The organism is Candidatus Binatus sp. (genome assembly GCF_030646925.1).
In the GTDB taxonomy this organism is placed as follows: Bacteria; Desulfobacterota; Binatia; order Binatales; family Binataceae; genus Binatus.
The window spans coordinates 1-24,453 of sequence record NZ_JAUSKL010000078.1 but is presented as its reverse complement, the minus strand read 5'-3'; the positions used below and the strand labels follow the sequence as shown (position 1 = coordinate 24,453).

At 61.2% G+C, this 24,453-nt stretch carries 22 protein-coding genes, 1 tRNA gene and 1 pseudogene; 18 read left to right on the top strand and 6 right to left on the bottom strand.

The genetic code is table 11. The annotated features are described in order from the left end of the window. Positions 1-57: 57 nt before the first annotated feature. Positions 58-1,128: an LLM class flavin-dependent oxidoreductase gene (locus Q7S58_RS13755; protein WP_304826613.1), complete on the bottom strand. Its 1,071-nt coding sequence runs from the start codon at positions 1,126-1,128 to the stop codon at positions 58-60. Positions 1,129-1,266: 138 nt separating this feature from the next. On the opposite strand from Q7S58_RS13755, the gene Q7S58_RS13750 reads away from it, so the two are divergent. Beyond that, the gene (locus Q7S58_RS13750) at positions 1,267-2,262 is read left to right on the top strand and encodes a fatty acid desaturase family protein (RefSeq protein WP_304826610.1); all 996 of its coding nucleotides are present in this window, start codon (positions 1,267-1,269) and stop codon (positions 2,260-2,262) included. Positions 2,263-2,273: 11 nt separating this feature from the next. Here Q7S58_RS13750 and Q7S58_RS13745 read toward each other — a convergent pair whose 3' ends face one another. Continuing rightward, on the bottom strand, positions 2,274-3,068 hold the full coding sequence (locus Q7S58_RS13745; RefSeq protein ID WP_304826608.1) for a class I SAM-dependent methyltransferase: 795 nt from the start codon (positions 3,066-3,068) through the stop codon (positions 2,274-2,276). Between the two features lie 75 nt (positions 3,069-3,143). Between Q7S58_RS13745 and Q7S58_RS13740 the strand changes: the two genes are divergently transcribed. The 3 genes from Q7S58_RS13740 to Q7S58_RS13730 all read left to right on the top strand — a co-directional run bounded on the left by Q7S58_RS13740 (position 3,144) and on the right by Q7S58_RS13730 (position 6,751). Continuing rightward, complete coding sequence (locus Q7S58_RS13740) at positions 3,144-4,496, top strand: citrate/2-methylcitrate synthase (RefSeq protein ID WP_304826605.1); 1,353 nt, start codon at positions 3,144-3,146, stop codon at positions 4,494-4,496. Positions 4,497-4,570: 74 nt separating this feature from the next. Further along, a complete protein-coding gene (locus tag Q7S58_RS13735) occupies positions 4,571-5,587 on the top strand; it encodes a zinc-binding dehydrogenase (RefSeq protein ID WP_304826602.1) in 1,017 nt (338 codons plus the stop codon). A gap of 45 nt (positions 5,588-5,632) precedes the next feature. Next, entirely contained in the window at positions 5,633-6,751 is a 1,119-nt protein-coding gene (locus Q7S58_RS13730) for an amidohydrolase family protein (protein ID WP_304826599.1), read from the top strand. A 5-nt stretch (positions 6,752-6,756) separates the two neighbouring features. On the opposite strand, the gene gatB is transcribed toward Q7S58_RS13730, so the two are convergent. From gatB to gatC, 3 genes are read right to left on the bottom strand one after another with little or no spacing between them, the layout of a single operon-like run. Continuing rightward, positions 6,757-8,196 carry an Asp-tRNA(Asn)/Glu-tRNA(Gln) amidotransferase subunit GatB gene (gene gatB / locus Q7S58_RS13725; RefSeq protein ID WP_304826596.1) on the bottom strand — a complete coding sequence of 480 codons (1,440 nt, stop codon included), beginning with the start codon at positions 8,194-8,196 and terminating at the stop codon, positions 6,757-6,759. 8 nt (positions 8,197-8,204) lie between these two features. Further along, entirely contained in the window at positions 8,205-9,665 is a 1,461-nt protein-coding gene (gatA, locus tag Q7S58_RS13720; protein WP_370655519.1) for an Asp-tRNA(Asn)/Glu-tRNA(Gln) amidotransferase subunit GatA, read from the bottom strand. Positions 9,666-9,699: 34 nt separating this feature from the next. Continuing rightward, positions 9,700-9,999 (bottom strand): Asp-tRNA(Asn)/Glu-tRNA(Gln) amidotransferase subunit GatC, encoded by a 300-nt coding sequence (gene gatC, locus Q7S58_RS13715; protein WP_304826590.1) that lies wholly within the window; start codon positions 9,997-9,999, stop codon positions 9,700-9,702. 166 nt (positions 10,000-10,165) lie between these two features. Between gatC and Q7S58_RS13710 the strand changes: the two genes are divergently transcribed. From Q7S58_RS13710 to Q7S58_RS13660, 11 genes and pseudogenes are all read left to right on the top strand, one after another. Further along, positions 10,166-10,582: a YraN family protein gene (locus Q7S58_RS13710; protein ID WP_304826587.1), complete on the top strand. Its 417-nt coding sequence runs from the start codon at positions 10,166-10,168 to the stop codon at positions 10,580-10,582. After that, complete coding sequence (gene serS / locus Q7S58_RS13705; protein ID WP_304826584.1) at positions 10,583-11,926, top strand: serine--tRNA ligase; 1,344 nt, start codon at positions 10,583-10,585, stop codon at positions 11,924-11,926. It abuts the gene before it with no gap. 236 nt (positions 11,927-12,162) lie between these two features. After that, positions 12,163-13,128: a phosphate ABC transporter permease subunit PstC gene (gene pstC / locus Q7S58_RS13700; RefSeq protein ID WP_304826581.1), complete on the top strand. Its 966-nt coding sequence runs from the start codon at positions 12,163-12,165 to the stop codon at positions 13,126-13,128. Beyond that, on the top strand, positions 13,128-14,003 hold the full coding sequence (pstA, locus tag Q7S58_RS13695; RefSeq protein WP_304826578.1) for a phosphate ABC transporter permease PstA: 876 nt from the start codon (positions 13,128-13,130) through the stop codon (positions 14,001-14,003). The genes pstC and pstA overlap by 1 nt, the downstream gene beginning before the upstream one ends. Before the next feature lie 2 nt (positions 14,004-14,005). After that, complete coding sequence (pstB, locus tag Q7S58_RS13690) at positions 14,006-14,767, top strand: phosphate ABC transporter ATP-binding protein PstB (RefSeq protein WP_304826575.1); 762 nt, start codon at positions 14,006-14,008, stop codon at positions 14,765-14,767. A gap of 17 nt (positions 14,768-14,784) precedes the next feature. After that, positions 14,785-15,507, top strand: coding sequence for a phosphate signaling complex protein PhoU (gene phoU / locus Q7S58_RS13685; protein ID WP_304826572.1), 723 nt, complete (start codon positions 14,785-14,787; stop codon positions 15,505-15,507). Continuing rightward, a complete protein-coding gene (locus Q7S58_RS13680; protein ID WP_304826569.1) occupies positions 15,504-16,262 on the top strand; it encodes a response regulator in 759 nt (252 codons plus the stop codon). Before phoU ends, Q7S58_RS13680 begins: the two co-directional genes overlap by 4 nt. 145 nt (positions 16,263-16,407) lie before the next feature. Next, entirely contained in the window at positions 16,408-17,655 is a 1,248-nt protein-coding gene (locus Q7S58_RS13675) for a cell wall metabolism sensor histidine kinase WalK (protein ID WP_304826566.1), read from the top strand. A 56-nt stretch (positions 17,656-17,711) separates the two neighbouring features. Continuing rightward, positions 17,712-17,788, top strand: a tRNA-Arg gene (locus tag Q7S58_RS13670). A 93-nt stretch (positions 17,789-17,881) separates the two neighbouring features. Further along, a pseudogene (locus tag Q7S58_RS22220) lies at positions 17,882-18,061 on the top strand (prepilin-type N-terminal cleavage/methylation domain-containing protein); the annotation flags it as partial. 625 nt (positions 18,062-18,686) lie between these two features. Beyond that, positions 18,687-20,204 (top strand): sigma-54-dependent Fis family transcriptional regulator, encoded by a 1,518-nt coding sequence (locus Q7S58_RS13660; protein ID WP_304826559.1) that lies wholly within the window; start codon positions 18,687-18,689, stop codon positions 20,202-20,204. Between the two features lie 82 nt (positions 20,205-20,286). On the opposite strand, the gene Q7S58_RS13655 is transcribed toward Q7S58_RS13660, so the two are convergent. After that, positions 20,287-21,336 (bottom strand): pilus assembly protein TadG-related protein, encoded by a 1,050-nt coding sequence (locus Q7S58_RS13655; RefSeq protein ID WP_304826556.1) that lies wholly within the window; start codon positions 21,334-21,336, stop codon positions 20,287-20,289. Between the two features lie 487 nt (positions 21,337-21,823). On the opposite strand from Q7S58_RS13655, the gene Q7S58_RS13650 reads away from it, so the two are divergent. From Q7S58_RS13650 to Q7S58_RS13640, 3 genes are all read left to right on the top strand, one after another. Continuing rightward, on the top strand, positions 21,824-22,705 hold the full coding sequence (locus Q7S58_RS13650) for a polyphosphate kinase 2 family protein (protein WP_304826553.1): 882 nt from the start codon (positions 21,824-21,826) through the stop codon (positions 22,703-22,705). Beyond that, positions 22,702-23,931, top strand: a complete 1,230-nt coding sequence (locus Q7S58_RS13645) for an MCT family MFS transporter (protein ID WP_304826550.1) — start codon at positions 22,702-22,704, stop codon at positions 23,929-23,931. The genes Q7S58_RS13650 and Q7S58_RS13645 overlap by 4 nt, the downstream gene beginning before the upstream one ends. Before the next feature lie 312 nt (positions 23,932-24,243). Then, on the top strand, positions 24,244-24,453 hold a 210-nt coding region (locus tag Q7S58_RS13640; RefSeq protein ID WP_304826547.1), incomplete at its 3' end, for a hypothetical protein.

Here is a 24,453-nt window from a genome sequence, read left to right as displayed (position 1 = left end):
CAGGAAGCGCGAAACCCGTGAGGGGTTTCGAACTCCTACCCTTTTTTCTGCTCCCTCCTACATCCTTGCGATTACGTCGCGAGAGATCTCGTCGATGCTGTCGTTGAAGCCGTCCATCGGCGGATTGACGAACACCTGCGTCAGTCCCGCGCGCTCCAACTCTCGCAGCCGCTCGACGACCTCCTCGCGTGGCCCGATTATCGTGCTCGCCGCGATCGTCTCCGGCGTGACGAAGCGCATCTCTTCCGGCGCCACGAATGCGCAATGCCCCACGTGCAATTCCAGGTATCGCTCGGATGCCGGCGTCTTCATGTTTGCGACGTATTTCTCGTACTCGTCGTAAACCGCCTTCACCGTCGCCGGCAGATAGTCGCGTCCCGCGTAGCCCGCGGCGATCGCATGAAAACTCGCCATCACCCAATGACCGGTCATCGCCTTCACGCGCGGCGAATCGAGCTTCTCGCCCGGCCGCAGCACGCATACGTGGGTCAGCGATACGATCGGCATCTTGTCCGCCTTGCGTCCGACCTTCGAGGCGCCGGCTTCCACGTGCCGCCGCACGTTCGCGATTCGCTGCGTGTCGGTGATGCCAGTGGTGATCACGCCGTCGCCAAACTCACCCGCGAGCGCGAGCGTCTTCGGCCCATTCGCCGCGATGTAGAATGGAATGCGATCGTCAATGTTGATGAAGCGGCGATCGCGATTCAAAAAACGAATCTTGCGGCTCAGCCCCTCGGTGTTGTAGGTCGCCTCGCCCTCGTGCAGGAGATCGTGGATCACGCGCACCTGCTCGCGAAAATCGCTTTGCTTGACCGGCGGCAGTCCCATCACGCGGCGCCCCGTATGCCCCGTGCCGAAACCCAGGATCGTGCGCCCCGGCGCGAGCTGATTGATCGTCGCGATCGAATGCGCCGTCACCGGTGCGATGCGATTCGATGCGATCGCGACGCCGGTTCCGAGCTTGATCGATTTCGTATTGACCGCCGCCAGCGCCATGCACGCGTAGGTATCGCCCCAGATCATGTGCGAATCGGGTATCCAGGCGTGCGTGAAGCCGCGTTCCTCGGCGAACTTGACCTCGGTGATCGCGCGCTCCGGCTTGGTGAAAATCAGGGTGCCAAAATCCATCGAAATACCTCTCTCATCGATATCGCATCAGCAGATCGCTGTTCGCGACTATAGCCAAAGCTGTATGCGTCCTGTCAAAAGCCGCGCGGCGTTCGCAACATTTGACCATCGGGATCGTTTCATTCAGGATCAGTTCAAATGATCTCCAAGGGTGCCGACCCCGAACTCTGGACCGACGAAGAAGAGCAGCGCGACGAAAGCTCCGAGCGCGAAAGCCACGCGATGCGCATCAAGCCGGGCGCGCTCAAGGAGCTTTACGCGCTCGACGCGGTACGCGCGCTCGCGTCTGTTGCCGCTACCTGGACCTTGATCGCAGCCTCGATCGCCGCCGCGCTCTGGAGTCACAGCTTCATCGTATGGATTGCCGCGGCGATCGTCGTCGGCCGCTCCCAGCACGCGCTCGCCGTCCTGATGCACGACGCCGCTCACTTCAGGATGCTCGAAAATCGCGCGCTCAACGATTTCGTCGGCCAGTGGCTATGCGCCTTTCCGATCGCCAGCAATCTCTACGCGTATCGCAAGGTCCACCTGCGCCATCATCGCTATCTGCTGACTGATCGCGATCCCGATCTTTCGCTCTCGCGCGGCTATCCCGTCACCTGGGAAAGTTTCCGCCGCAAATTGATTCGCGACGCTACCGGAGAGTCGTCGCTCGTGATGCGCGGCTACCTCGACGTGCAGGACGGACGCAAACGCCTCACGCTCAGAAACCTCTACCGCCGTGTCACCATCGATGTCCTCGCGCGGCGCATCGCAGTCGCCGCCTTCGTCGCCGCGCTCTTTTACCTCGGCTACGGGTTCGCCTTCATCGCGCTTTGGATCGTGCCGTTACTCGTGGTCTATCAGGTGATTCTGCGCATCCGCGGAGTGCTCGAGCATGCCGCAGTGCCCGACGCTCATGACGGTCTTCGCAACGCGCGCACGATCGTCTCGCGCAATCCCGTGCTGCGCTTCATGTTGAATCCGCATCACGTCAGTTATCATCTCGAGCATCACCTTTATCCTGCGGTGCCGCATTACAACTTGCCGCGCCTGCACGACGCGCTAAAAAGCGATCCGCTTTTCGAGCGCGCGCTGGTCGAGCACAGTTATTCCGAGGCGATGCGCGACGTGATCAAGCCCGCGCGCGTTTAACCTCTTAATTTTCAGGGCGCGGTGCCGATCGCCGCGAACACTCGATGCGGCACGCGCATCGGGTCTTCCGCAAATCGATCGTTCAGCATCGCGCGCAACTCGTCGTCGAACGCCGCGACCGCCTCCGGCGTCAGGCTCGCGCCCACGCCCGCGCTCGCGCGAATCCTGCCGCGCCACGCCTCGTGCGTGTAAATCGCATCGATATCGAACGAGAATGTCTCGAGATTTTTGAATCCCGCCTGCGCGAGGCCCGCCATCCATTGCGGATAAATCCCGACTCCGCCGCCGAGCTTCCACTTTGGATTGTGCTTCTCGATCAGTTTTTCGGTCGCATCGACCATGTTGCCCGGAATTGGAATCCAGTCGAAATGCCCGATCACCAATCTTCCGCCCGGTTTCAGCAGACGCCGCGCTTCGGCGGCCGCGCGCGGACGATCGAACCAATGCCAGCATTGCCCCGCTGTGACCACATCGAAGCTCGCGGCAGGGAGACCAGTTTCTTCGGCCGCCGCGACGACGTAATTTACGACGACGCCAGCCTCGCGATCGAGCTCGCGCGCCTGCTCCATCAGCGGTTCCGATCGATCGAGCGCGGTCACTTCGCATCCGCGAAGCGCTAGTCCGCGCGCGATAGTGCCGGTCCCGGTGCCGAGATCCAGCGCGCGCATCCCGGCTCGCACGATCCCCATCGAGGCGAGCCGCTCGAAGAATTCGTCGGGAAATCCGGCGCGATGCCGTCCGTAGTCCTCAGCCGTTTTGCCGAAATCGGCGCGCAGCTCCTTGAATCGAACTTCAGCCGAACCCATCCGGATGCGCCTGCCTTGAACTTGACTGTATATAACTGCTCGTATCTTGACGCAAGTTGATATGTTGACGATGCCTTGACGACTGCCCGTCGCGCATGGCGTGATTTCGACGTGGCGATTCGCAAAACCGACCGCGCCCCGATGCTGACTGCCACCGAAGCCGCGAAACACCTCGGCGTCAAGCTCGGCACGCTCTACGCCTACGTCAGCCGCGGCTGGCTGAAAAGCTATCGCCGCAAAGTCGGCCGCCAGGCGCTCTATCGCCGCGCCGATATCGAAGCGCTGCGCGGCGTCGTCTCGACCGAGCGCGGCCGCCGCGGCCGCAGCCTGCCCGCCGCGTCGAGCTGGGTCACCGTCGCCCAGCCGCGCAACGTCGAGGACGGCGCGCCCGGCGTAATCGTCGCCGAATCCGCCGTCAGTTCGATTATCGACGACAAGCTGAGTTATCGCGGCTATCCGATCGAAGAGGTCGTCGAGCGTGGGTCGTTCGAGGAAGTATGCCTGCTGCTGTGGAGCGGCGAGCGTCCCGTGGCCGAGGAGATCGCCGCGCTGCGCGCTGAAATCGAAGGAGCGCAGATGCCGCCCTCGGTTGCCGCCGCACTCAGCGCCACCGGCGAGGACGCGCCGCCGCTCTTGCGAATCGCCGCGGTGATGCCGAGTCTCGCGGCGTGGGATCGCCGGCAGCCGCCGCGCACTCGAATCGATCGCGCGAAATTGATCATCAGCCAGTTGCCGCTCGCGCTCGGCAATCCGCCAACGGGAAGCACGCCGCGCGGAACCGGGATGGCCGGACGCCTGCTGGGGCTGGTGTCCTCATCTACTGGCATGGAATGGGAAGTCGCGGCGCTCGATCGCGTGCTGATCGCCTGCGCCGAGCACGAACTCAACGCTTCGACCTTCGCCGCGCGCGTGGTCGCGAGCACCGGCGCGGATTTGTTTGCTTCCGTGCTCGCCGCTTTGTGCTCGCTCTCGGGGCCGATCCATGGCGGCGCCTGCGATCGGATCGAAGCGATGTTCACCGAACTCGAGTCGGGCGCGCGCGTCGACGAATGCCTCGCCGGGTTCACGCGCGAGCATCGCCTGGCGCCCGGCTTCGGTCACGCGATCTATCCCGACGGCGATCCGCGCGCCGTACTGTTGCGCGAAGTCGCGCGCTCGATCGCTCGACAGCGCGGACGCCGCCTGTTCGAAACTGCACTCAAGGTCGAGGCCGCCGTGTGGAAGCGCGATCAGCTCCGGCCCAATCTCGATTTTTATCTGACCGTATGCGCGCGGATGCTCGGGTTCCAGCAATCACTGCCCGCCGCGATCTTCGCGATCGGCCGCGCGTCGGGATGGATCGCGCACGCGCTCGAACAATACTCCGACAACCGATTGATTCGTCCGCGCATGCGTTATCGCGGCGCGTCGACGCGGCATTGGCAGTAGCTCGCCGGCGTCCGGGTCTCTCGCGTTGACGCCGAACGCTTCCAAGTCGTATTGAAGACCGAGAGAACCATCAAATGAAAGCAATCGCGAAGACCAGTCCCGCGCCCGGCGTCGAAGTGATCGATACTCCAATTCCTGAAGTCGGCGAGGGCGAACTCCTCGTCCGCGTCGGCGCGTGCGGCGTTTGCGGCTCCGACCTGCACATCGTCGATTGGGAACTCGGCGCGAACCGGATGGTCGCGCGCATTCCGTTCGTGCTGGGGCACGAGCCCGCCGGCGAAGTTGTCGAACTTGGCATCGGCGTGAGCGGCTTCAAGGTCGGCGACCGCGTCGCGCTCGATCCGTTCGGGCATTGCGGGCGATGCGGTCCGTGCCGCGCCGGCCGCTTCCACTTGTGCGCGTCGCCGACCACGCTTTCGGGTGCATTCGCTGAATTCACGATCGCGCCGACCGGCAACGCGCATCTCGTTCCTAAAACGATGGACATGGAGCAGGCCGCGCTGCTCGAGATGTTCGGCACCGGGCTGCACGCCGTCGAGCAATCCTGCCTGATGCCCGGAGATAGCGCGGTGATCGAAGGTCCCGGGCCGATCGGACTCAGTATCGCGCTCTCCGCGCGCGCGCTCGGCGTCACGTCGATCGTGATCACGGGTCTCGCCGAAGATCGCACGCGGCTGGACCTGGCGCGCGAGATGGGTTTCAAGACGGTCGCTACCGGCGCGGCCGACTGGATCGAGCAGGTGCGCGCGATGATGCCTGCCGACGGCGCCGACGTGGTCTTCGACGCATGCGGCATGATCGATTCGCCGCGCGAATTGTTGCGCCGCGGCGGCCAGTTGATCGAAGTCGGATGGCCCGCGCGCGACGTCAGCTCGGCCGAACTGCGCGCGCTGTTCTTTCACGGCGTGACGATCATCAACTCGCGCATCCGCACGCCCGAGACCTGGCGCCGCGCGATTGCGATGGTGTCGTCGGGCGCGATCGATCTTCGCCCGATGATCACGCATCGCTACGGCATCTCGCGCGGATTAGAAGCTTTTTCGCTGCTTCGCGAGCGTCGCGGCGTCAAGGCATTGATAATTCCCGATTAGCAACTTGATAGTCAGTAGGATTCTAAACTAGTACGGAGCAAATACATGAAAGACGGATACAGGATCGTCGATGCGGATACTCACTTGATGGAACCTGAGTACGTATTCGAGAAGTATATCGATGAAAAATACAAATCTCAGGCCCCGCGATTGGGTATCGCCGCGGAATCGGGACGCCGCACTTTCCTGGTCGAAGGCGAACCGTTCACCCGCGAAAAGGGGAAGTACCCGATGGCGGCGCCGGCTTTCCTCGAGTCGGTCCGCCGCGCGATGAAACGCTTCGAGCGCGCCGCCAAAACCGGGTTCAGTCCTGAAAGCCGCTTGATGGACATGGACGAGCAGGGTGTGGACGTGCAGATCGTCTATCCTACCGCCGCCGGCCAGATGATGGGCCGCGAATTCCGCGATCCCAAACTGCTCGCCGCTTGCTGCGCCGCCTACAACGATTGGAGCGCGGATTTCTGCTCGAAGACCAACGGGCGCGTCAAATTTGCCTCGATTCTACCGATGCAGGACGTCGAGGAAGCCATCAAGGAAGCGCATCGGACTGCAAAAAACGGCGCGGTCAGCTTTTATGTTCGTCCCAATCCGGTGCGAGGGCGCGCGCTTTTTCATGACGACTATCTGCCGCTCTGGGCCGAGGTCGAAAAGCTCGGCCGTCCGATTTCGACTCACGACTCCGCATCGGCTTCGGTCGAATCTTTCGGCGACCGCATGGATACCCACGTCTCCGGCCACATCCTGTCGCATCCCTTCGAAGCGATGGCCGCGATGGTGGGCCTCATTTGGTATGGCGTCATCGAAAAATATCCCAAGCTGAAAGTAGTACAGGTTGAGGCCGACGGAGGGTGGGTTCCATATTGGCTGCAGCGGATGGAACAGCATTGGAACTTTAGCGGCAACGCCGAACATGAGTATTTGACCAAACGGCCAACTGAGTATTTCAAAAACAACTTCTTCGTCGCGTTCCGCGGCGACGAACCGACTATGAAAGCTGCAATAGACATAGTCGGCGATGACAACTTCCTGTGGGATACTGACTATCCGCATCCGGATGGAACTTTTCCGTGGGGTATCGACGCGGTACTGAAGCAACCGATCCCTGACGCGAGCAAGCGCAAGATTTTGTGGGACAATCCGGCGCGCGCCTTCGGACTGAACTGAGGAAATCAGCCGGCGAGCTTCTGTTTCAGGATATCGTTGATCACTTTGGGATTGGCCTTGCCGCCCATCGCTTTCATCACCTGGCCGACAAAGAATCCGAATAACTTGTCGCGCCCGGCGCGATACTCGGCGAGCTTGGCGGGTTCCGCGGCGATTATTTTTTCGCACGCCGCCGCGATCGCGCTTTCATCCGATACCTGCGCAAGGCCGAGTTCCGCGACTGTCGTGTCGGCGCTCTTGCCGGATTTCACCATCGCGGCGAACGCGGTTTTGGCCGCGTTGAAGCTGATTTTCTGATCTTCGACCATGCGCAGCAGCGCGCCGATTTCGGCCGCGAGCGGCGCCGCGTCATTGATCGATTTGCCCGACTCGCGCACCACTCTGAGTACTTCGGTCATTACCCAGTTCGCCGCGGCCTTGCGATTTTTAAGTCCTGGCAACGTCGCCTCGAAATAATCAGCAACGTCGCGATCCGAGGTGAGCACGCCGGCCTCGTAGTCCGTGAGCGACAGCTCGCGGACGTAGCGAGCGCGGCGATCGGCCGGCAATTCGGGCATCGTGGCGCGAATCTGCTCGACCATCGCATCCTCGACGATCAGCGGCGGCAAGTCTGGCTCGGGAAAATAGCGATAGTCATTCGCATACTCTTTCGATCGCATCAGGCGGGTCTCGTTGCGGGCCGGATCCCACAAGAGAGTTTCCTGCGGTACTCTGCCGCCCGCTTCGAGAATCTCAATTTGGCGCGCGACTTCGTGATCGATTGCATTTTCGACGAAGCGGAACGAGTTGAGATTCTTGATTTCAGTCCGCGTGCCGAATTCAGTTGCACCACGCTTCCGCACCGAGACGTTGCAATCGCAGCGAAAGCTACCTTCCTCCATCTTGCCGTCGGACGCATCGACATAGCGCAGGATCGCGCGCAGTTGGCGCAGATACGCGCCCGCGTCGGCGGACGACCGCAGGTCGGGCTCGCTCACGATTTCGATCAGCGGCACTCCAGAGCGATTGAAATCGATCAGGCTGGCGCCGGCCGCATGAATATTTTTGCCGGCGTCTTCCTCGATATGGATTCGCGTCAGCCTGATTCGCCGCGGCTGCCCGTCGCCGTCGGACGGCAAGTCAATATAGCCACCTTTGCAGATCGGAGTTTCATACTGAGTAATCTGATAGCCTTTCGGCAGGTCGGGGTAGAAATAGCTCTTTCGATCGAAAATAGAGTAGGGCGCGATTGTGCAGTGAGTAGCCAGTCCGGTGCGAATAGCTAATTCCACCACGCGGCGATTGAGTACCGGCAACACCCCGGGCATCCCCATGCAACGCGGACACACGTTGGCATTCGGACCCGCGCCGAACCGCGTCGAGCATCCGCAGAAAAGCTTCGACAGAGTCAGCAGATGGGTATGGACTTCGAGTCCGATAATCGCTTCGTAGGCTTCGATATTCATGGCAATCGTCAAACCGCGATTCCGCGCGGCGCAAAAGTCCCCATTCGTTCCAGCGCGTCACCCGCGCGCAAAATCGCTTCCTCGCTGAATGGCGGCCCGATTAGCTGCACGCCAATCGGCAGATTGTTTTCATCGTAGCCGCACGGCATCGACATCCCGGGCAAGCCGGCCAGGTTCACCGAGATGGTGAAGATGTCGGGCAGGTACATCGTGAGCGGGTCGTTCATTTTTTCGCCGAGCTTGAATGCGGTCGTCGGCGCGACCGGAGTCACGATCAGATCGCATTTCTCGAATGCGCGGTCGAAATCGCGCCGAATAAGCGTGCGGACTTTCTGGCCCTTCAAATAGTATGCGTCGTAGTAGCCCGCCGATAGTGCGAACGTCCCGAGCATGATTCGACGCTTCACTTCCGCGCCAAATCCTTCCGCCCGTGTTTGATTGTACAAATCGATATGATCCTCGGCCTTGACGCGAAGGCCGTAGCGGATGCCGTCATAACGCGCGAGATTCGCGCTCGCTTCGGCCGTCGCGACCAGGTAATACGCCGCGATCGCGTAGCTGCTATGCGGCAGCGATACTTCGACCGTCGTCGCGCCGAGCGATTCGAAATTCTTGATCGCCGCGCGCACCGATTTCTCGACTTCCGGCTGCATCCCTTCGACGAAATATTCCTTCGGCACCCCGATTCTGAGTCCCTTCACGTCGCCAGTGAGCGCCTGTTCGTAATCCGGAACGGCGCGCGCCGAGCAAGTCGAATCGTTGGGATCCTTGCCGGCCAGCGTGCGCAGGATTATCGCCGCGTCGCGCACCGATTTCGCGAACGGACCAACCTGATCGAGCGACGACGCATACGCGATCACGCCGTAGCGGCTGACGCGGCTGTACGTCGGCTTGATTCCGACCACGCCGCAAAACGAAGCGGGCTCGCGAATCGATCCGCCGGTGTCGGTGCCGAGCGAGCCGAGGCATTCGTGCGCCGCGACCGCCGCCGCCGACCCGCCCGACGAGCCGCCGGCCACGCGCTCGAGATCATGCGGATTGAGCGTCGGGCCAAAGGCCGAATTTTCGGTCGAGGAGCCCATCGCGAATTCGTCCATGTTCGTTTTTCCGACGAACACGGCGCCCTCGGCGCGCAACTTCGCGATCACGGTCGCGTCGAACGGCGGCACGAAATTGCCCAGGATTCGCGACGCGCAAGTAGTCAGCACTCCTTTCGTCGCGTAGATGTCCTTGATGCCGAGCGGGATTCCGCAGAGCGCGGGCGCGTCGCCAGATTTGAGGCGCTGGTCGGCCGCATGCGCCTGCTCGATCGCTTCATTTTCGCAAACCGTGATGAACGCGTTGAGCCTGGGCTCAATCGCCTTGATCCGATCGAGGCAAGCGCGCGTCAACTCGAGCGAGGTGACCTCGCCCTTGCGGAGCATCGCCGCCGCGTCTGCGATCGTTAGTTTGTTCAATTCTGAATGCATCGACAAAACAGTCTCATCTCTCTCGCGCGAACGCCTATTCAATTATTTTCGGCACTTTGAAATAATCGCGCTCGCGCGACGGCGCATTCGCGAGCATCTGTTCGGCGGCCGGCGCGCTAGTCACTTCGTCGTCGCGCATCGGAGTGCCGGCCTCGCCGACCTGCGCGGTCGGCGGCACGTCGGCGGTATCCAGTTCGTTCAGCTTGGCGACGTAAGCGAGCATCTCATCCATGTCGGCGCGCAATCGTTCCTCCTCGATGCTCGACAATTCGAGCCGCGCGAGGCGCGCCACGTGTCTTACCTGTTCGAGCGTGATGCGGGTGCTTTCAGCCATTCGAGCGGATTCCTTGATTTCCTGATCCGCCGAAATCGTAACATTCTCCGAAGTTCAAGTCAGTCGCCGGCCGCCGATGAATCGCTTGCGCGCCGATGCGCCGCCTTCTACCTTCGTGAGTGGGGAATCGATCGCTATCTCGCGCGACCGGGGGGACGCGAATAAGATGAAGCGGAGCCGTGCGGCGCGTCGCACGCTGTGGACGCGATTGCTCGATTGGACGCAGTCGCTGACGAGGCCCATGCCGCTCGGTGCGCGTGGCGAGCGGGCCGCGGAAAATCATCTCAAGCGACACGGCTACCGAATTGTTGCGCGAAATTTCCGCGCTGCCGGCGCAGAAATCGATCTCGTCGCGATGGACGGTGACACGCTGGTTTTTGTCGAAGTGAAAACCAGGCGCAGTTTCGGCGCGGGCGCGCCGGAAGAGGCGGTCGATGAGCGCAAGCAGTCTCGGTTGCGGCGCGCCGGCGAGGCGTTCGCGATTCAATATCGCGTCGGCGAACGCGCGATGCGATTCGATATCGTGGCGGTGGACGCGTCCGGTGCGCGCTTTGGAATCGAAATTTTGAGGAACGCTTTCTGAATGCTCGACATAAAGCTGATTCGCGATAAACCCGATTTCATCAAGGCTGAACTCGCCAAGCGATGTATCGATCCGGCGGAAGTCGATAGCGTGCTCGAGGCCGACGCGGTGCGGCGCAAGCTGCAGGCAAACGTCGATGAGATGCGCGCGGATCGCAAACGCCGGTCGCGGGAGATTGGCAAGCTGCCACCGGAGGAGCGGGCGGCAGCGATCGCGCAGATTCGCCAGGAGGAGGCCGACGAGGATCGCGCGAGCGTGCTGGCCAACGCGGTCGAAGCGGCGGCTGCGATTAACAGCAACAATCCGATCACGCTCGCAGCGGCGCAACTCGCGCTGGCCGAGCGCGAGGTCGAACGGCTCGCGATGGTGTTGCCGAATATCCCGCGGCCGTACGTAGTGGTCGGCGCGAGCGAGGCGGACAATCGCGTGCTCCGCACCGAGGGGACACCCTCCGAGTTCACCTCGTTCAAGCCGCTGCCACACTGGGAGCTTGGCGAAAAGCTCGGGATCATCGATTTCGATCGCGGCGTGAAATTGTCCGGCACGCGTTTCTACGTGTTGATGGGGCTCGGCGCTCGTCTCCAGCGCGCGCTGATCGCATGGATGCTCGATCTCAAGACTATCGAGCAGGGCTACCTCGAAGTGATTCCACCGTTGATGGTCAACACCGAAACGGCGACCAGCACTGGCCATCTGCCGAAGAATGCCGACACGATGTACCACGACGCCGAGGATGATTTCTGGTTTATCCCGACCGCCGAGGTTCCGCTGACCAGCCTTCATCGGAATGAAGTCCTCGACGAGAGCCGCTTGCCGATCTATCTGACCGCGTACACGCCGTGCTTCCGGCGCGAGAAGATGTCGGCGGGCCGCGACGTGCGCGGAATCAAGCGGGGTCATCAGTTCGACAAGGTCGAGATGGTCAAACTGGTGAAGCCCGAAACTTCTGACGACGAATTCAACAAGATGGTGGATAACGCCGCCGAGATATGCCGGCGGCTCAAGATTCCGTTCCGCGTGGTCGAGCTATGCACCGCCGACTTAAGTTTTGCGAGCGCCGTGACTTACGACCTCGAGATGTGGGCGCCGGGATGCGGCGAATGGCTCGAAGTCAGTTCGATCTCGAATTGCACCGATTTTCAGGCGCGGCGCGCGCGCATCAGATATAGAAGCTCGAAGGGCGGCAAGCTGGAATTGGTGCATACGCTGAACGGATCGGGATTGGCGTTGCCGCGCACGGTCATCGCGATTCTCGAGAACTATCAGAACGAAGATGGCAGCGTGACGATTCCCGAGATATTGCGGCCTTACATGGGCGGCGTTGAAAGAATAACGAAAGCGTGAATCGAGCGTTGATTAGCTGAGAAAACCGTTAAATCAGTCGCGCGTTTTCGCCGAACATTCGCAGCTTCACCACGAATTACAGTCGCCGTAACATTCCCGCAACAATTCATCGTTAGAATTCTTTGCGACGGATGAACCAGCCGCTGCGATACGGTGGTGACCCCGAAGGGGAGAATCCGCAAATTCGGAAGGACCGACAGAACTTGTCAGAGCTGGAAAGTTCGGTTGCATCGCCGGTGGCCGTCGTCAGGCGCGAGCGCGCCAAGCCTCACGAAGGCCCGCGGCTCATTGGCGATCGAATTTTCAATCTGACGACGTTTTCGCTCGCGCTGTCGATCCTGCTGCTGCTGGCCGGCCTCACGATCGCGCTGATCTACGACAGCTACCCCGCGATTCGCCAGTTCGGCTTGCACTTCCTGGTCAGCACCGATTGGGATCCGGTCAACGAACAATACGGCGCACTGCCATTCATCTACGGCACCTTCGTTTCGTCGTTCATCGCGCTGATCGTCGCGGTGCCGCTGAGCCTCGGCGTCGCGCTATGCCTCAGCGAGATGGCGCCCGAATGGCTTGGTCATCGCCTTGGCTTCCTGGTCGATTTGCTCGCCGCGATACCGAGCGTCGTTTACGGTCTGTGGGCGGTGTTCGTGATGGGTCCGTGGCTGCGCGATCACGTCGAGCCGCCGCTCGCGGCGTGGCTCGGGTTTCTGCCGTTCTTCCAGGGGCCGAAAGTCGCGGTCGGGATGCTCTCAGCCGGAATGATCCTCGCGATCATGATTATCCCGTACATCTCGTCAGTCTGCACCGACGTGTTTCGAGTCGTCCCGCAATCGCAGCGCGAAGCCGCGCTCGCATTGGGCGCCACCAAGTGGGAGATGGTGCGGACCGCGGTGATTCCCTACGGCATGACCGGAGTGATCGGCGCGATCATCGTCGGCCTGGGGCGCGCGCTCGGCGAGACGATCGCAGTCGCGATGGTGATCGGCAACTCGGCGCAGATTTCCGCGTCGCTGTTCAAGCCTTCGGCCACGCTCGCGAGCGTGATTGCAAACGAATTCGCCGAGGCGACTTCCGACATGTACGTCGCGGCGCTGATCGAGCTGGGCCTGGTGCTGCTGATTCTATGCATCGCGCTCAATGTCGTCGCGCGCGCATTGGTGCTCGGCGTGCAGCAACGCCGCTACCACGAGACGGGTAAATAATGGCGGCCGGCGTCAGTATTCTTCACGGTGAAACCAGCTACCGCTATCGCAAATTCAAAAGCGATAGCATGATGGCGATCACGGTCGGCGCGACGATCCTTACGCTGATTCCGCTCTTCCTGGTGCTCGGCTACCTGCTCTTCAAGGGCTTCAGCAGCTTGAACTGGGCGTTCTTCACGCATATGCCCGCACCGGTCGGCGAGAAGGGCGGCGGGATGGCCAACGCGATCGTCGGCACGCTCGAGGTGGTCGGGATCGCGTCGCTGATGGGCGTGCCGATCGGAGTCGGTGCGGGGCTCTATCTGGCCGCTAATCGCGCGAGGCAGTTCACCAACTGGGTCCGCTTTTCGGCCGATGTGCTGATGGGCGTGCCGTCGATCGTGATTGGCATCTTCGCGTATGCGATCGTCGTCCGTCCCTTCGGCGGATTCTCCGCGCTGGCGGGCAGCGTCGCGCTCGCAGCGATGATGGTGCCATTGGTCGCGCGCACCACCGAAGAAATGGTCCTGCTGGTGCCGCCGGAACTGCGCGAGGCGTCGCTCGCGCTGGGCGTTCCGAACTGGCGCACGACGTTATCAGTCGTCGCGCGCACCGCGCTCTCCGGCATCGCGACCGGCGTGATTCTCGCGATCGCGCGCGTCGCCGGCGAGACCGCGCCGTTGCTCTTTACCGCCTTCGGCAATCGTTTCTGGTCCACTTCGCTCTTTCATCCGATCAACACGCTCACGGTGCAAGTCTATACCTACGCTATCTCGCCGTTTCAGGATTGGCAGCGGCAGGCGTGGGCCGGCGCGGTGGTTCTGACCGGGATAATCCTGACGCTCGAACTGGGCGTGCGATGGGTCACCGGCGGCGGGACGAAGACGCCAAGGTAGTCATGGCCGACAAGCTGGTCGTCAAGAATCTCAACGCCTACTTCGGTCAGAATCATGCCGTGCGCAACGTGAGTCTGACGTTCGAGGAGAATCGGATCGCCGCGATTATCGGGCCGTCAGGATGCGGCAAATCGACGCTTGTGCGATGCCTCAATCGGATGCACGAAGTCGTGCCCGGCGCGCGCGCCACCGGCGAAGTCCTGCTCGACGGCAATAACATCTACGACGAGGACGTCGATCCGGTGCAGATTCGCCGCCGCATCGGGATGGTCTTTCAGAAGCCGACGCCGTTTCCAACGATGTCGATCGAAGACAACGTCGCGGCCGGCTTGACGCTCAACGGCGTGAGAATCAGCACCGCGGAGCGCGACGCGGTCGTCGAGCGGAGCCTCCGCCAGGCCGCGCTGTGGGAAGAAGTAAAGGATCGTTTGCGGCGGCCCGGCTCGAGCCTATCCGGAGGACAGCAGCAGCGGCTCTGCGTAGCGCGCGCTCTGGCGGTTAAACCCGAAGTGATCCTGATGGATGAACCGTGCTCCGCGCTCGATCCGATTTCGACCGCGCGCATCGAAGAACTATTGCTGGAATTAAAGTCGGCGTACACTATCATCATCGTGACGCACAACATGCAGCAAGCCGCACGAACGTCCGACAAAACCGCATTTATGTACACCGGAAGTCTGGTCGAATACGGCGAGACCAAGCAGATATTTACCAATCCGACCAAGCGCGAGACGGAAGATTACATCACGGGTCGATTCGGCTGATTTCCGCGGAGGCGAGTATGGAAAGCACACAGCCGCAGCATACCAACCGGCAGTACGAAGAAGATCTGCGCGGCTTGCGCGCCGGCCTGCTCAAAATGGGCGGCTTGGTGGAACGGCAAATCGCGGAAGCGATGGAAGCGCTGGTCGGCCGCGATAGCGATCACGCCCATGAAGTGATCCTGCGCGACGACGAAGTGAACCTGATGGACACCGACAACGACGAGCAATGCATCCGGCTGCTCGCGCTGCATCAACCCACCGCCAGCGACCTGCGCTTTATCACTACCGGCCTCAAAATCACGACCGATCTCGAACGTATCGGCGACAATGCGGTCAACATTTGCGAACGGGCTCTCGAACTTAACGAAGTTCCGCAACTCAAGCCCTACATCGATTTGCCGCGGATGGCGGCAATCGCGCAGACGATGGTCAAGGACTGTATCGACGCCTTTATGCGTGGCGACACCGACCTCGCCGACCAGGTGATCGCGCGCGATGACGAAGTAGATGTGCTGAACTATCAGGTCTATCGCGAACTGCTGAGCTACATGGCCGAGGATCCGCACACGATCGCGTCCGCGACCCGCCTGCTGTTCGTTTCGAAGTACCTTGAGCGAATAGCCGATCACGCTACCAACATCGCAGAGATGGTTACCTACATGGTCAAGGGCGAGATGATTCGCCACATGGAATCGAAGAAGCGCGGGCATGAATCGGGTGGTGGAGAGGAGTTGCCATGAATCAATCGAGTCAAGTGATTAATGCCGTGAGCGATGCGCAAAGGGGAATCCGCTACCGGGTGCTGATCGTCGAGGACGATTCGGACATCCGCGAACTGATTCGCTACAACCTGGCGCAGGAGGGCTTCATCGTCGAGGAAGCCGCCGACGGTCTGCAGGCGCTCGAGCGTGTCCGCCGCCGTGCGCCCGATCTGATGGTGCTCGACCTGATGCTGCCCGGGATGCCGGGGCTGGAAATTTGCCGCCAGATGCGCAATGGATCGGAAACCGCGAACCTGCCGATTCTGATCGTCACCGCCAAGGGCGCCGAGGTGGACAAGGTCATCGGGCTCGAGATGGGCGCCGACGATTACGTCGTCAAGCCGTTCAGCCCGCGCGAACTGATCGCGCGCGTAAAAGCCTTGCTGCGCCGCGCGAATCCGTCGTCGAACACCGAATCGGCGGGCGCTTACGAGCGCGGCCGTCTGCGCATGGATTTTGACACTTACCAGGTGTTCGTCGATGGCGTTCGGCGCGAACTCGCGCTCCGCGAATTCGAATTGCTGCGTTTCTTCGTGCAGCATCCGCTGCGCGTTTACACCCGCGAGCAATTGCTCGACATGGTCTGGGGCCGCGACACCTTCGTCGAGCCGCGCACGGTTGACGTGCATGTTCGCCGCCTGCGGCAGCATATCGAGCGCGACGACGCGAATCCCGAATTGATTCTCACTGTGCGTAGCGTTGGCTATCGCTTCAATCCCGAGGCGCTTGGCTAGATCATTCACGCTTCGTCTTTTCGCCGCGATCGTGGCCGGGCTCGCGCCGGCGGCCATATTACTAACTGTACTAGCCAGTACTGGCGCAGTTACGCGGTTCTGGGTAGTCACAGTAATAGTCATTGGAATACTAGTTAGCGGATTTATGGCTACCACGTTTTCGCGCGCGATCACCCGGCGCGCGGAACGATTGGAAGCCGTCGCCACCGCATTGAACGAACGGCGTCCGCCGCCGCATTTTCCCGCCGATGAGCGCGAAGTCACCGGCCGCGCCGAGCGCCGATTGCTCGACGCCGCCGATTCGATCGTCGGCGAAAACGATTCGCTCGCCGAGCAGCGCGACGAATTCGAGGCGATTCTCCGCAGCATGACCGAAGCGGTGGTCGTGACCGGCGCGCGCGGCCAGGTGATCCTGCTGAACGGCGCGTCGCGGCGGATTTTCGCGCTCGGCGCGGAAACCGACTATCGCGATCGGCCGTTCGTCGAGCTATGCCGCGATCCGCGCTTGCAGGAATTCGTCGGCCGCTCGATGCGGCTAGCGGACAATCGCGTCATCAACGCCGAAATCCTGATCCAGAATCCGGCGCCGCTTTACGTCAGCGCCAGCGCCGCGCCGATCCGCATCTCGCGCGGCGCCGCCTGGGTGTTCGTCTTCCACGACATCACACAGCTCAAGTCTTACGAAACGCAGCGCGCCGATTTCATGTCGAATCTAACCCACGAGCTGCGCACGCCGCTAAGCGCTCTCTACGGCTATGCCGAGACGCTGGTGCATGGGGTGGACGACCCCGAAACATCGACCCGCTTCCTCGGTATCATCGAGCGGCAGGCGCGCCGCCTCGCGCGGCTGATCGACGATCTGGTGTCGCTCTCCGACCTCGAGCGCGGACTTACGCCGCTCAAGTTCGAGCCGCTCGAGGCGCCGCAGTTGCTGAGCGAGGCGGCCGAGCTGATGCAGGAGCAGGCGGCGCGCCGCGGCGTGAAGCTCGACGTCAAAAGCTCGCCGGCGCTGCCGAAATTTTCTGGCGATCGCGACCGGATGCATCAGGTGATGCTCAACCTGATTGACAACGCGGTCAAATACACACCGCGCGAAGGCCGCGTCACACTCGAGGCGCGCACGTCGCCGCTCACCGACGGAACTGGCGAGAAGCACGGTATCGCGCTTTCGGTGGCGGACACCGGCGAGGGCATCCCCGCCGCGGACATCCCGCGCCTCACCGAGCGATTCTACCGCGTCGATCATGCGCGCTCGCGCGAGCTTGGCGGCACCGGCCTCGGCCTCGCGATCGTGAAGCATATCGTGCAGTTGCATCACGGCGTGCTACGGATCGAGAGCAAGCTGCGCGAGGGCACCACGGTCACGGTGTGGATTCCCACCGCGCAGGAGTGATCGGCGAGGCGGCTTGCTCGCGAGCGCGCGATGTGAAAATTTCTTAAGTCTCCGATGCGCCCTTAGCTCAGCGGATTAGAGCATCAGACTACGGATCTGAGGGTCGGGGGTTCAAATCCCTCAGGGCGCACCAATAACTCAGCGCCATTTTCGATTGCAGCGGGCTGGCCTCGAATGCTACCAACCATTCGAGCAGCGGCATTCTGCAAAAGAAAGGAGGCGTGTCATGAAAGCATTGCGAGCAGTTCGAGGTAGGACGGGCTTCACTCCAGGGTTCACATTAATCGAACTCCTGGTGGTGATCGCGATCATCGCGATCCTGATCGGCATGCTCCTCCCCGCCGTACAAAAGGTCCGAGAGGCGGCTGCGCGGATGAAGCAGGATCCGAAACTGGCTGGCTTGGCTAACGAAATCATCGCGTTCGGCGACGGATCGGTCATGACGGGCGGAAGTTTTTTTGGCAGCCTCGCTGATGACGCGACCACTGCGGAGCAGGGGAGTGAGGACAACGCGTCATTGGATATGTCGCCGCTGAAAAGCTTCTGCGATGCCGACACCAAGCTTATGGGCTTCCAGGATCGGATCAATACGTTGCTCGCGATGCCGCACCTTCCGGCGGTCCGCAGAAGGCTGCTGATGGACGTACAGGATGCGCTCAACCAGGAACTGCCGGCTGTGCAGAAGCTCGGCAAACTGCTCGGTAAAGGCGGGTCCGTCGGCCCCTGCGCGCCAAGTAGAGAAGATTAGAAAGGATCAAGCCGCCGGATCGGCGGTGTGATCCTTTGACTGGACGGGGGTTCAAATCCCTCCGGGCGCGCCAACAGATTTTGTGACTTTTCCTGGCGCCTAAGGCGTCCTCGCTGCTTGCCCGCCGCCTCGCAATCGGTGCGGGCAGCTTCCTGCCAGATGCTTTGGCCGGATCGGAACCCGGTCCTTGATCGAATTCAGTTCCTCAGAGAACTACGCTTTGTTCATTCTTGACTACAAAAAGTCATAGTTGCTAGTATTTTTCACCATGCGCGAACGCTTCATGATTTCGGACCGCGACCTCGACGATCTGCGGCCCGTGTTGGAAATCGTGGTGTCGCGCGCCGACGAACTCACCCATCGCTGGATCGAGTGGGTCGCGCAGCACCCAGACATCTTGCGGACGATCCCAAAGACAGAAGCCGACGACGTGTTGACGCGCACGCCCGCGGCCGCGCTCCGATACCTGCTGCAAAAGAACATCGCCGGGTACCAGGCCGAGGTGGAATCGGTCGGCAGGATTTCCGCGAGAAGAGCCGTGCCACTCGGCTCGTTGCTGGCCTTCACCGATTCGTTCTGGGGAATCGTGCGGCAGATGGTGTTGGAGGAGCGGCCTGAAAAAATGCCGACCGCTATCGCTGCCGTGTTCGATCGACTGGTGCGTTTCGCCGGAATCTGCCTCGAGCTGTCGTATCACAAATGGTGGTCGGTGCGGGTGAAACCACGGATTCATTTGCTCGATGACGACGCGCCCGCCACGCCGGGCAGGCCCGGCGGAAACTTCCACGGCTTGGTCGGCAAAAGCGCGGTCATGTTCGAACTCTACGACCGGATCGAATCGGTCGCCGCGTCGGGCGCGATCGTGTTGATCGTGGGCGAGACGGGCACGGGCAAAGAGTGGGTGGCGCATGCGATCCACGAAGTGTCGCGGCCCGCGGGCAGTCCATTTATCGCAGTGAATTGCGCCGCCATCCCGAAGGATCTCATCGAGAGCGAACTCTTCGGCTACGTAAAAGGCGCGTTCAGCGGCGCCAACGCGGCCAAGCATGGCCTCTTCCAGGAAGCCAGCGGCGGCACCTTGTTCCTCGATGAAATAACCGAAATGAGCGTCGATGGACAAAGCAAGTTGCTTCGCGTCCTGCAGGAAAAAGCCGCGCGTCCGGTGGGTGGGAACCGTGAGATGCCAGTCGATGCGAGCGTGATTGCTTCGACCAATCTTGACCCGGAGGCAGCGGCCGCGGCGGGCGCGCTCCGGAAGGATCTGTATTACCGGCTGCAGGCCTGCCGGCTCGAGATACCTCCGCTGCGGACGCGGCCGGAAGACATCCCGATCCTCGTCGATCATTTCATCGCGCTGTTTGGGCAGCAGGTCCGGCGCTCGATGCGGGTCGAAGGAGTCTCGCCGAGAGCGCTAGCGGTTTTGACCGCCTATCCGTGGCCCGGAAACGTGCGCGAGCTCGCGAACGTGATCGAAGGAGCGATCGTTTTTGGCAAACATCGCCAGATTCGGGTCAGGGACTTGCCCAGGGAGATATCCTCCGGCCAAGCTCCTTCCGCCACCCGGCCCGGCCATCCTGAGAAGCTCGGATCAGCCACCGGTTCAAGCAACGGCATCCTGGCGGAACTGCGCGAAGACGCCGTCCGCGAGGCCGTCGAAGCCGCGAACGGCAACAAGGTGCAAGCTGCAAAAATCCTGGGGGTATCGCGGACGACGCTGTATGCTTACCTGAAGCGCGCCGGCGAGAAAAAAGTGGCAGATACCCCGACGCAGGTGCGAAAATTTGTAGTATCGGGTATTTGATCGATTGCTTGAAGCGTGCTCCTGATTCCGAGAGGCAGGTTGCGCCCGCATTACGGACGCAACCTGCTCCGGCAGATGTGCGCTACCTGGTCAGTACCGGATTGCCGCGTGCGCCGCGGAACCCGGCCGGCGGTGGCGTCGCCGACACCAGGCTGTCCGGCACCAGGTCATCGATGTAATAGGCCTGGAATTGTCCGTGGCCCAGGCTTGATTCGAGATACATGTGAGCAAAGCCCAGCACCTCAACGGTCGAACTGCCATTGCCCACCGTTGTCCAATCGACTACCGGCATCACGATCACGCGGGGATCCGACTCGTCATGAGACTGCCACGTGCCGCCCGAGGTCGCGCCGATGCGATCATCGAAGCCTTGATTGGCAGGGCCGACGTTCTGCCCGGTCTTGGTCCAGATGTACTGCCCGGCAGCGATCGGTCCCTGGTAGCCGGAGGCGATATTGTTTCTGAGGACGTTGCCGCCGGGGCCGCCCAACTCAAGGAAATCCCAATTTCCCGGTGAGATTCGACCTTGCTGCAACACCACCGAAGTCCCGCGGCCTTGGTAGAGCACGCTCTTGTCCAGACCGATCGGTATAAGCTGGCAGTGTTCGGTTGGCGACGATGGAGCGCTCGCGGGTGCGCTTCCAGTGCTGTCCCAGCCACAGGTAACGCAGGGGGTAATCACGGTGCCGCTGCCAAGGGGCGGCTGCGACGTCGGCCCCAGTGAGACGCAATTGAGGCAACTTATTCCGCCCGAAATCTGCGCGCTGGCTGATACCTGAACCACCTGATCGGTTAGACCGACAACCTTGCCCAGGTAGTACGGCACGGTGCGACTCGCTGTAACGGTTATGGTGTCGTTGGTCGGGCTGTTGAACGAGGTAGCGATTTCAGCCGGCGCGAGACCATTGATAGTGGAATAGTTGGTAGCTTGAGCAGTGGCGTTTGAAGTGTCCTCCGGCAGATAGTTTGCGCCCGCCAGCGCGGCCGCATCGACCGCCCGCTGCATTGACGCCCAGTTGTAGTACATGACTCCGACATCGGTACTGAGCGCGATGGCGCCGAGCAGAGCAGTCATGGCGACCGCATACAACACGAAGATCTGACCTTTAGAAAATCCCGTCAGCCTTTTCATCTCGGTTTGCAACCTCCTTGTGGTGCAAAACTGTGGTTGGTGATGATTCAATTAGCATCTTGAAAATCAAAAGAAACGCACACAACATGCCAAACAATAAAAATGCAAATATGAGGCTTCAAGAAGGTGCAATTTCGCGAAGGATGGAATCGTACGGCGTCTAGACTTGAAATTACGTGCAGAAAAACAACAGAATGTACGTAATCTGTACAGCTCAGGCGAATCGCTCAGATGAACAGGTTGCTTTGCCGAGCGGAGTGGCCGGGAATTGCTGGCCGCACGCGATGCCTGGCGCTCTGGCGGGCTCTTTGCGCTCTTGGCGGGATGTGTCTCGCGTGAGCAGTATCGCGCCGGACGCGCGTCAATTCAGAGTCGTCACGCTCGACTAGCGTGCGCGCCGTAGTGTAACCATCGACTACGCATGTGCGCGTGATGCGATTCGCATGCTCGATTTATCGCGGGCCGAGTTAAAGGAGTGCGCTTCCAATTGCCGAATCTTGCAAAACGCTACCTGGTAGATCACGGGCGCAAGTTTCGCCTGAAAGACTGGGACCCGAAAGACACTGCCCATTTCGAATCAGAGAAACATGGCGAGGAGATGCTGACGCGCGGCATCGAGCGCCTGGTCGAGTTGCAGGAAAAACTCTACGCGCAAAATCAATGGGCGGTGCTGGTGATTTTTCAGGCGATGGATGCAGCCGGCAAGGACGGCGCGATCAAGCACGTGATGTCCGGGGTGAATCCGCAGGGATGCCAGGTCTATTCGTTCAAGCAGCCGTCCGTGGAGGAACTCGATCATGATTTTTTGTGGCGCACCGCCAAGTATGTTCCAGAGCAGGGCCGCATCGGGATTTTCAATCGTTCCTACTACGAAGAGGTGCTAATCGTCCGCGTTCATTCGGAACTTCTCAGGCGTGAGCACCTGCCGCCGTCGCTGGTCAGCAAATCGATCTGGAAAGAGCGGTTCGAGGATATCAATACTTTTGAGCGCCATCTGAACCGCAACGGCGTCGCGATCCTGAAGTTCTTTCTGAACATCTCGAAAGCCGAGCAGAAAAAGCGATTTTTGAAACGCCTCAACGATCCCGCTCGGTACTGGAAATTCTCGATCGGCGACCTCTCCGAGCGCGAACGATGGAACGATTACATGCATGCCTACCAGGAGATGATCGAAAACACCGCCACTCCCCACGCGCCCTGGTATGTCGTTCCCGCCGACAACAAATGGTTCACCAGATTGGTGGTGGCGGAGGCAATTATCGGTGCAATCGAAGAACTGAAACCAGCTTATCCCAAGGTCGATCCCGCCAGACTCAAGGAACTGACTGCGGCCCGTGCTGCACTCGAGACGGGACGGCGCATCAAGTGACGACCGCCGCTCCCAAAGTAGTAGAAGCAATCCCGCGCCTCGATCAATTCGATTCACCGCGCGGATGGCGGATGGTCGCCGCGGCGTTCGTCGCGATGTTCTCCGTGTATGGCGTCGCATACAGCTTCGGCGCGTTCTTCAAACCGATGGCCGCCGAGTTCGGCGCGGCGCGCAGCGCAACCTCGGCCGTGTTCTCAGTGACGGTGCTGATCTGGGGTTTGCTCGGGCCGGTCTGCGGACATTTGTCGGATCGATACGGCCCGCGAATCGTAGTCGCCACCGGCGGCGTGGTGATGGGGCTGGGCCTCGCGCTGACCGCGATGATCGATCGCCTCTGGGTCAGTTACCTGACCTACGGACTCGGCGTCGGAGTAGGAATCGCATGCGCCTACGTGCCGCTGGTCGCCGTGGTCGGCGGATGGTTCATCCGGCGGCGCAACACCGCACTCGGAATCTCAGTCGCGGGGATCGGATTCGGTACGGTGTGCGGCGCGCCGATCGCGGCGGCGCTCATCGGCCATCTCGGTTGGCGCACGACATACGTGGTCTTCGCGATCGCCACGACCGCCGTGCTGCTCGGATGCGCCTATGTCGCGGAACGTCCGCCGGTGCACGTCACGGTATCGCCGCTGCGCCTCGGCGACGCGATTCGCACGCCCGCATTCCGGCTGCTTTACCTCTCGTCGGTGATGATGTCGATGGCACTCTTTGTGCCGTTCGTTTATCTGCCGTCATTCGCGCACGATCGCGGCGCCACCGAAGTCGCCAGCGCCGCGCTGGTCAGTGTGATCGGCGGCGCGAGCGTCGCGGGGCGCATGGGCCTCGGCACGCTGGCCGATCGCGCTGGCGTGGTGCGGCTCTACCAGGCGAGCATCCTGGTGCTGACGCTCAGCTATGGAATCTGGCTCGCAGCGAATTCATATCCGATGATGGTGCTATTCGCGATCGTGATGGGCGCGGGATACGGCGGCTACGTGGCGCTGTCTCCGGCCGTGATCGCGCATCTGTTTGGCCCGCAGCGTCTCGGCATGATGCTGGGTGCGCTCTACACGAGCGGTGGATTCGGCGCGATGATCGGTCCGCCGCTGGCCGGCATGATCATCGATCGCACGGGCAGCTATCGCGTGGCGATCGGGGTGGCATTCGCGATCGCGATCGCTGCATTCACCCTATTGATCCCGCTCGGCCGCCACTCGCCGCGCGACCCCGCGCCCGAATCCGCCTGAAGATGCCTCGACTACTTTCCGCGAGTCACTTCGCTGGACTTTGGCGCATCGATCGCGAAGTTCCACTCGTACCGTTTCGAGTCTTCAACCATCACTGCCTTGTATTGCCCGATGCCGAGCGGATGCATCGGTAGCATGATTGCCGAGGGCGTTTTTTCGAGTCACAGCTTGCCGATTCCCGTTTGAATCTCGTTGGCTGCGCGATACGAAGCCCCGAAGCGCATTAGTTTGGTTTGTTAAAAGCATTAGGTGCTGATAGCGTCATGCGATTCAAGTGCGCGGCGTGGGGCCGTAGCTTAGGGGACATATCGAATGCGCAAATTGATCTTATCAGGCCTGTTCGCCGCCGCGCTCGCGGGTATCGCTTTTGCCGCGGATCGCGATCGTCATGCCGACTTCACTGACGCGAAAACACCGACCGTGAAGCAATGCAAAGCCTTCTACGACACCGAGGACAATCTTACCTTGTGCAACGATTGGTGTGGTAAATTCAAAACCGAGAACGCCGGCGCGACTTGCTCT

Coding starts and splice junctions, on each gene's coding strand:
- Q7S58_RS13710 (WP_304826587.1), top strand. CDS start 10,166: ATGAAGCGGAGCCGTGCGGCGCGTCGCACGCTGTGGACGCGATTGCTC.
- pstA (WP_304826578.1), top strand. CDS start 13,128: ATGGCGGCCGGCGTCAGTATTCTTCACGGTGAAACCAGCTACCGCTAT.
- Q7S58_RS13750 (WP_304826610.1), top strand. CDS start 1,267: ATGATCTCCAAGGGTGCCGACCCCGAACTCTGGACCGACGAAGAAGAG.
- Q7S58_RS13660 (WP_304826559.1), top strand. CDS start 18,687: ATGATTTCGGACCGCGACCTCGACGATCTGCGGCCCGTGTTGGAAATC.
- Q7S58_RS13680 (WP_304826569.1), top strand. CDS start 15,504: ATGAATCAATCGAGTCAAGTGATTAATGCCGTGAGCGATGCGCAAAGG.
- gatA (WP_370655519.1), bottom strand. CDS start 9,665: ATGCATTCAGAATTGAACAAACTAACGATCGCAGACGCGGCGGCGATG.
- gatC (WP_304826590.1), bottom strand. CDS start 9,999: ATGGCTGAAAGCACCCGCATCACGCTCGAACAGGTAAGACACGTGGCG.
- gatB (WP_304826596.1), bottom strand. CDS start 8,196: ATGAATATCGAAGCCTACGAAGCGATTATCGGACTCGAAGTCCATACC.
- Q7S58_RS13730 (WP_304826599.1), top strand. CDS start 5,633: ATGAAAGACGGATACAGGATCGTCGATGCGGATACTCACTTGATGGAA.
- Q7S58_RS13755 (WP_304826613.1), bottom strand. CDS start 1,128: ATGGATTTTGGCACCCTGATTTTCACCAAGCCGGAGCGCGCGATCACC.
- phoU (WP_304826572.1), top strand. CDS start 14,785: ATGGAAAGCACACAGCCGCAGCATACCAACCGGCAGTACGAAGAAGAT.
- pstB (WP_304826575.1), top strand. CDS start 14,006: ATGGCCGACAAGCTGGTCGTCAAGAATCTCAACGCCTACTTCGGTCAG.
- Q7S58_RS13745 (WP_304826608.1), bottom strand. CDS start 3,068: ATGGGTTCGGCTGAAGTTCGATTCAAGGAGCTGCGCGCCGATTTCGGC.
- Q7S58_RS13675 (WP_304826566.1), top strand. CDS start 16,408: ATGGCTACCACGTTTTCGCGCGCGATCACCCGGCGCGCGGAACGATTG.
- Q7S58_RS13655 (WP_304826556.1), bottom strand. CDS start 21,336: ATGAAAAGGCTGACGGGATTTTCTAAAGGTCAGATCTTCGTGTTGTAT.
- Q7S58_RS13735 (WP_304826602.1), top strand. CDS start 4,571: ATGAAAGCAATCGCGAAGACCAGTCCCGCGCCCGGCGTCGAAGTGATC.
- serS (WP_304826584.1), top strand. CDS start 10,583: ATGCTCGACATAAAGCTGATTCGCGATAAACCCGATTTCATCAAGGCT.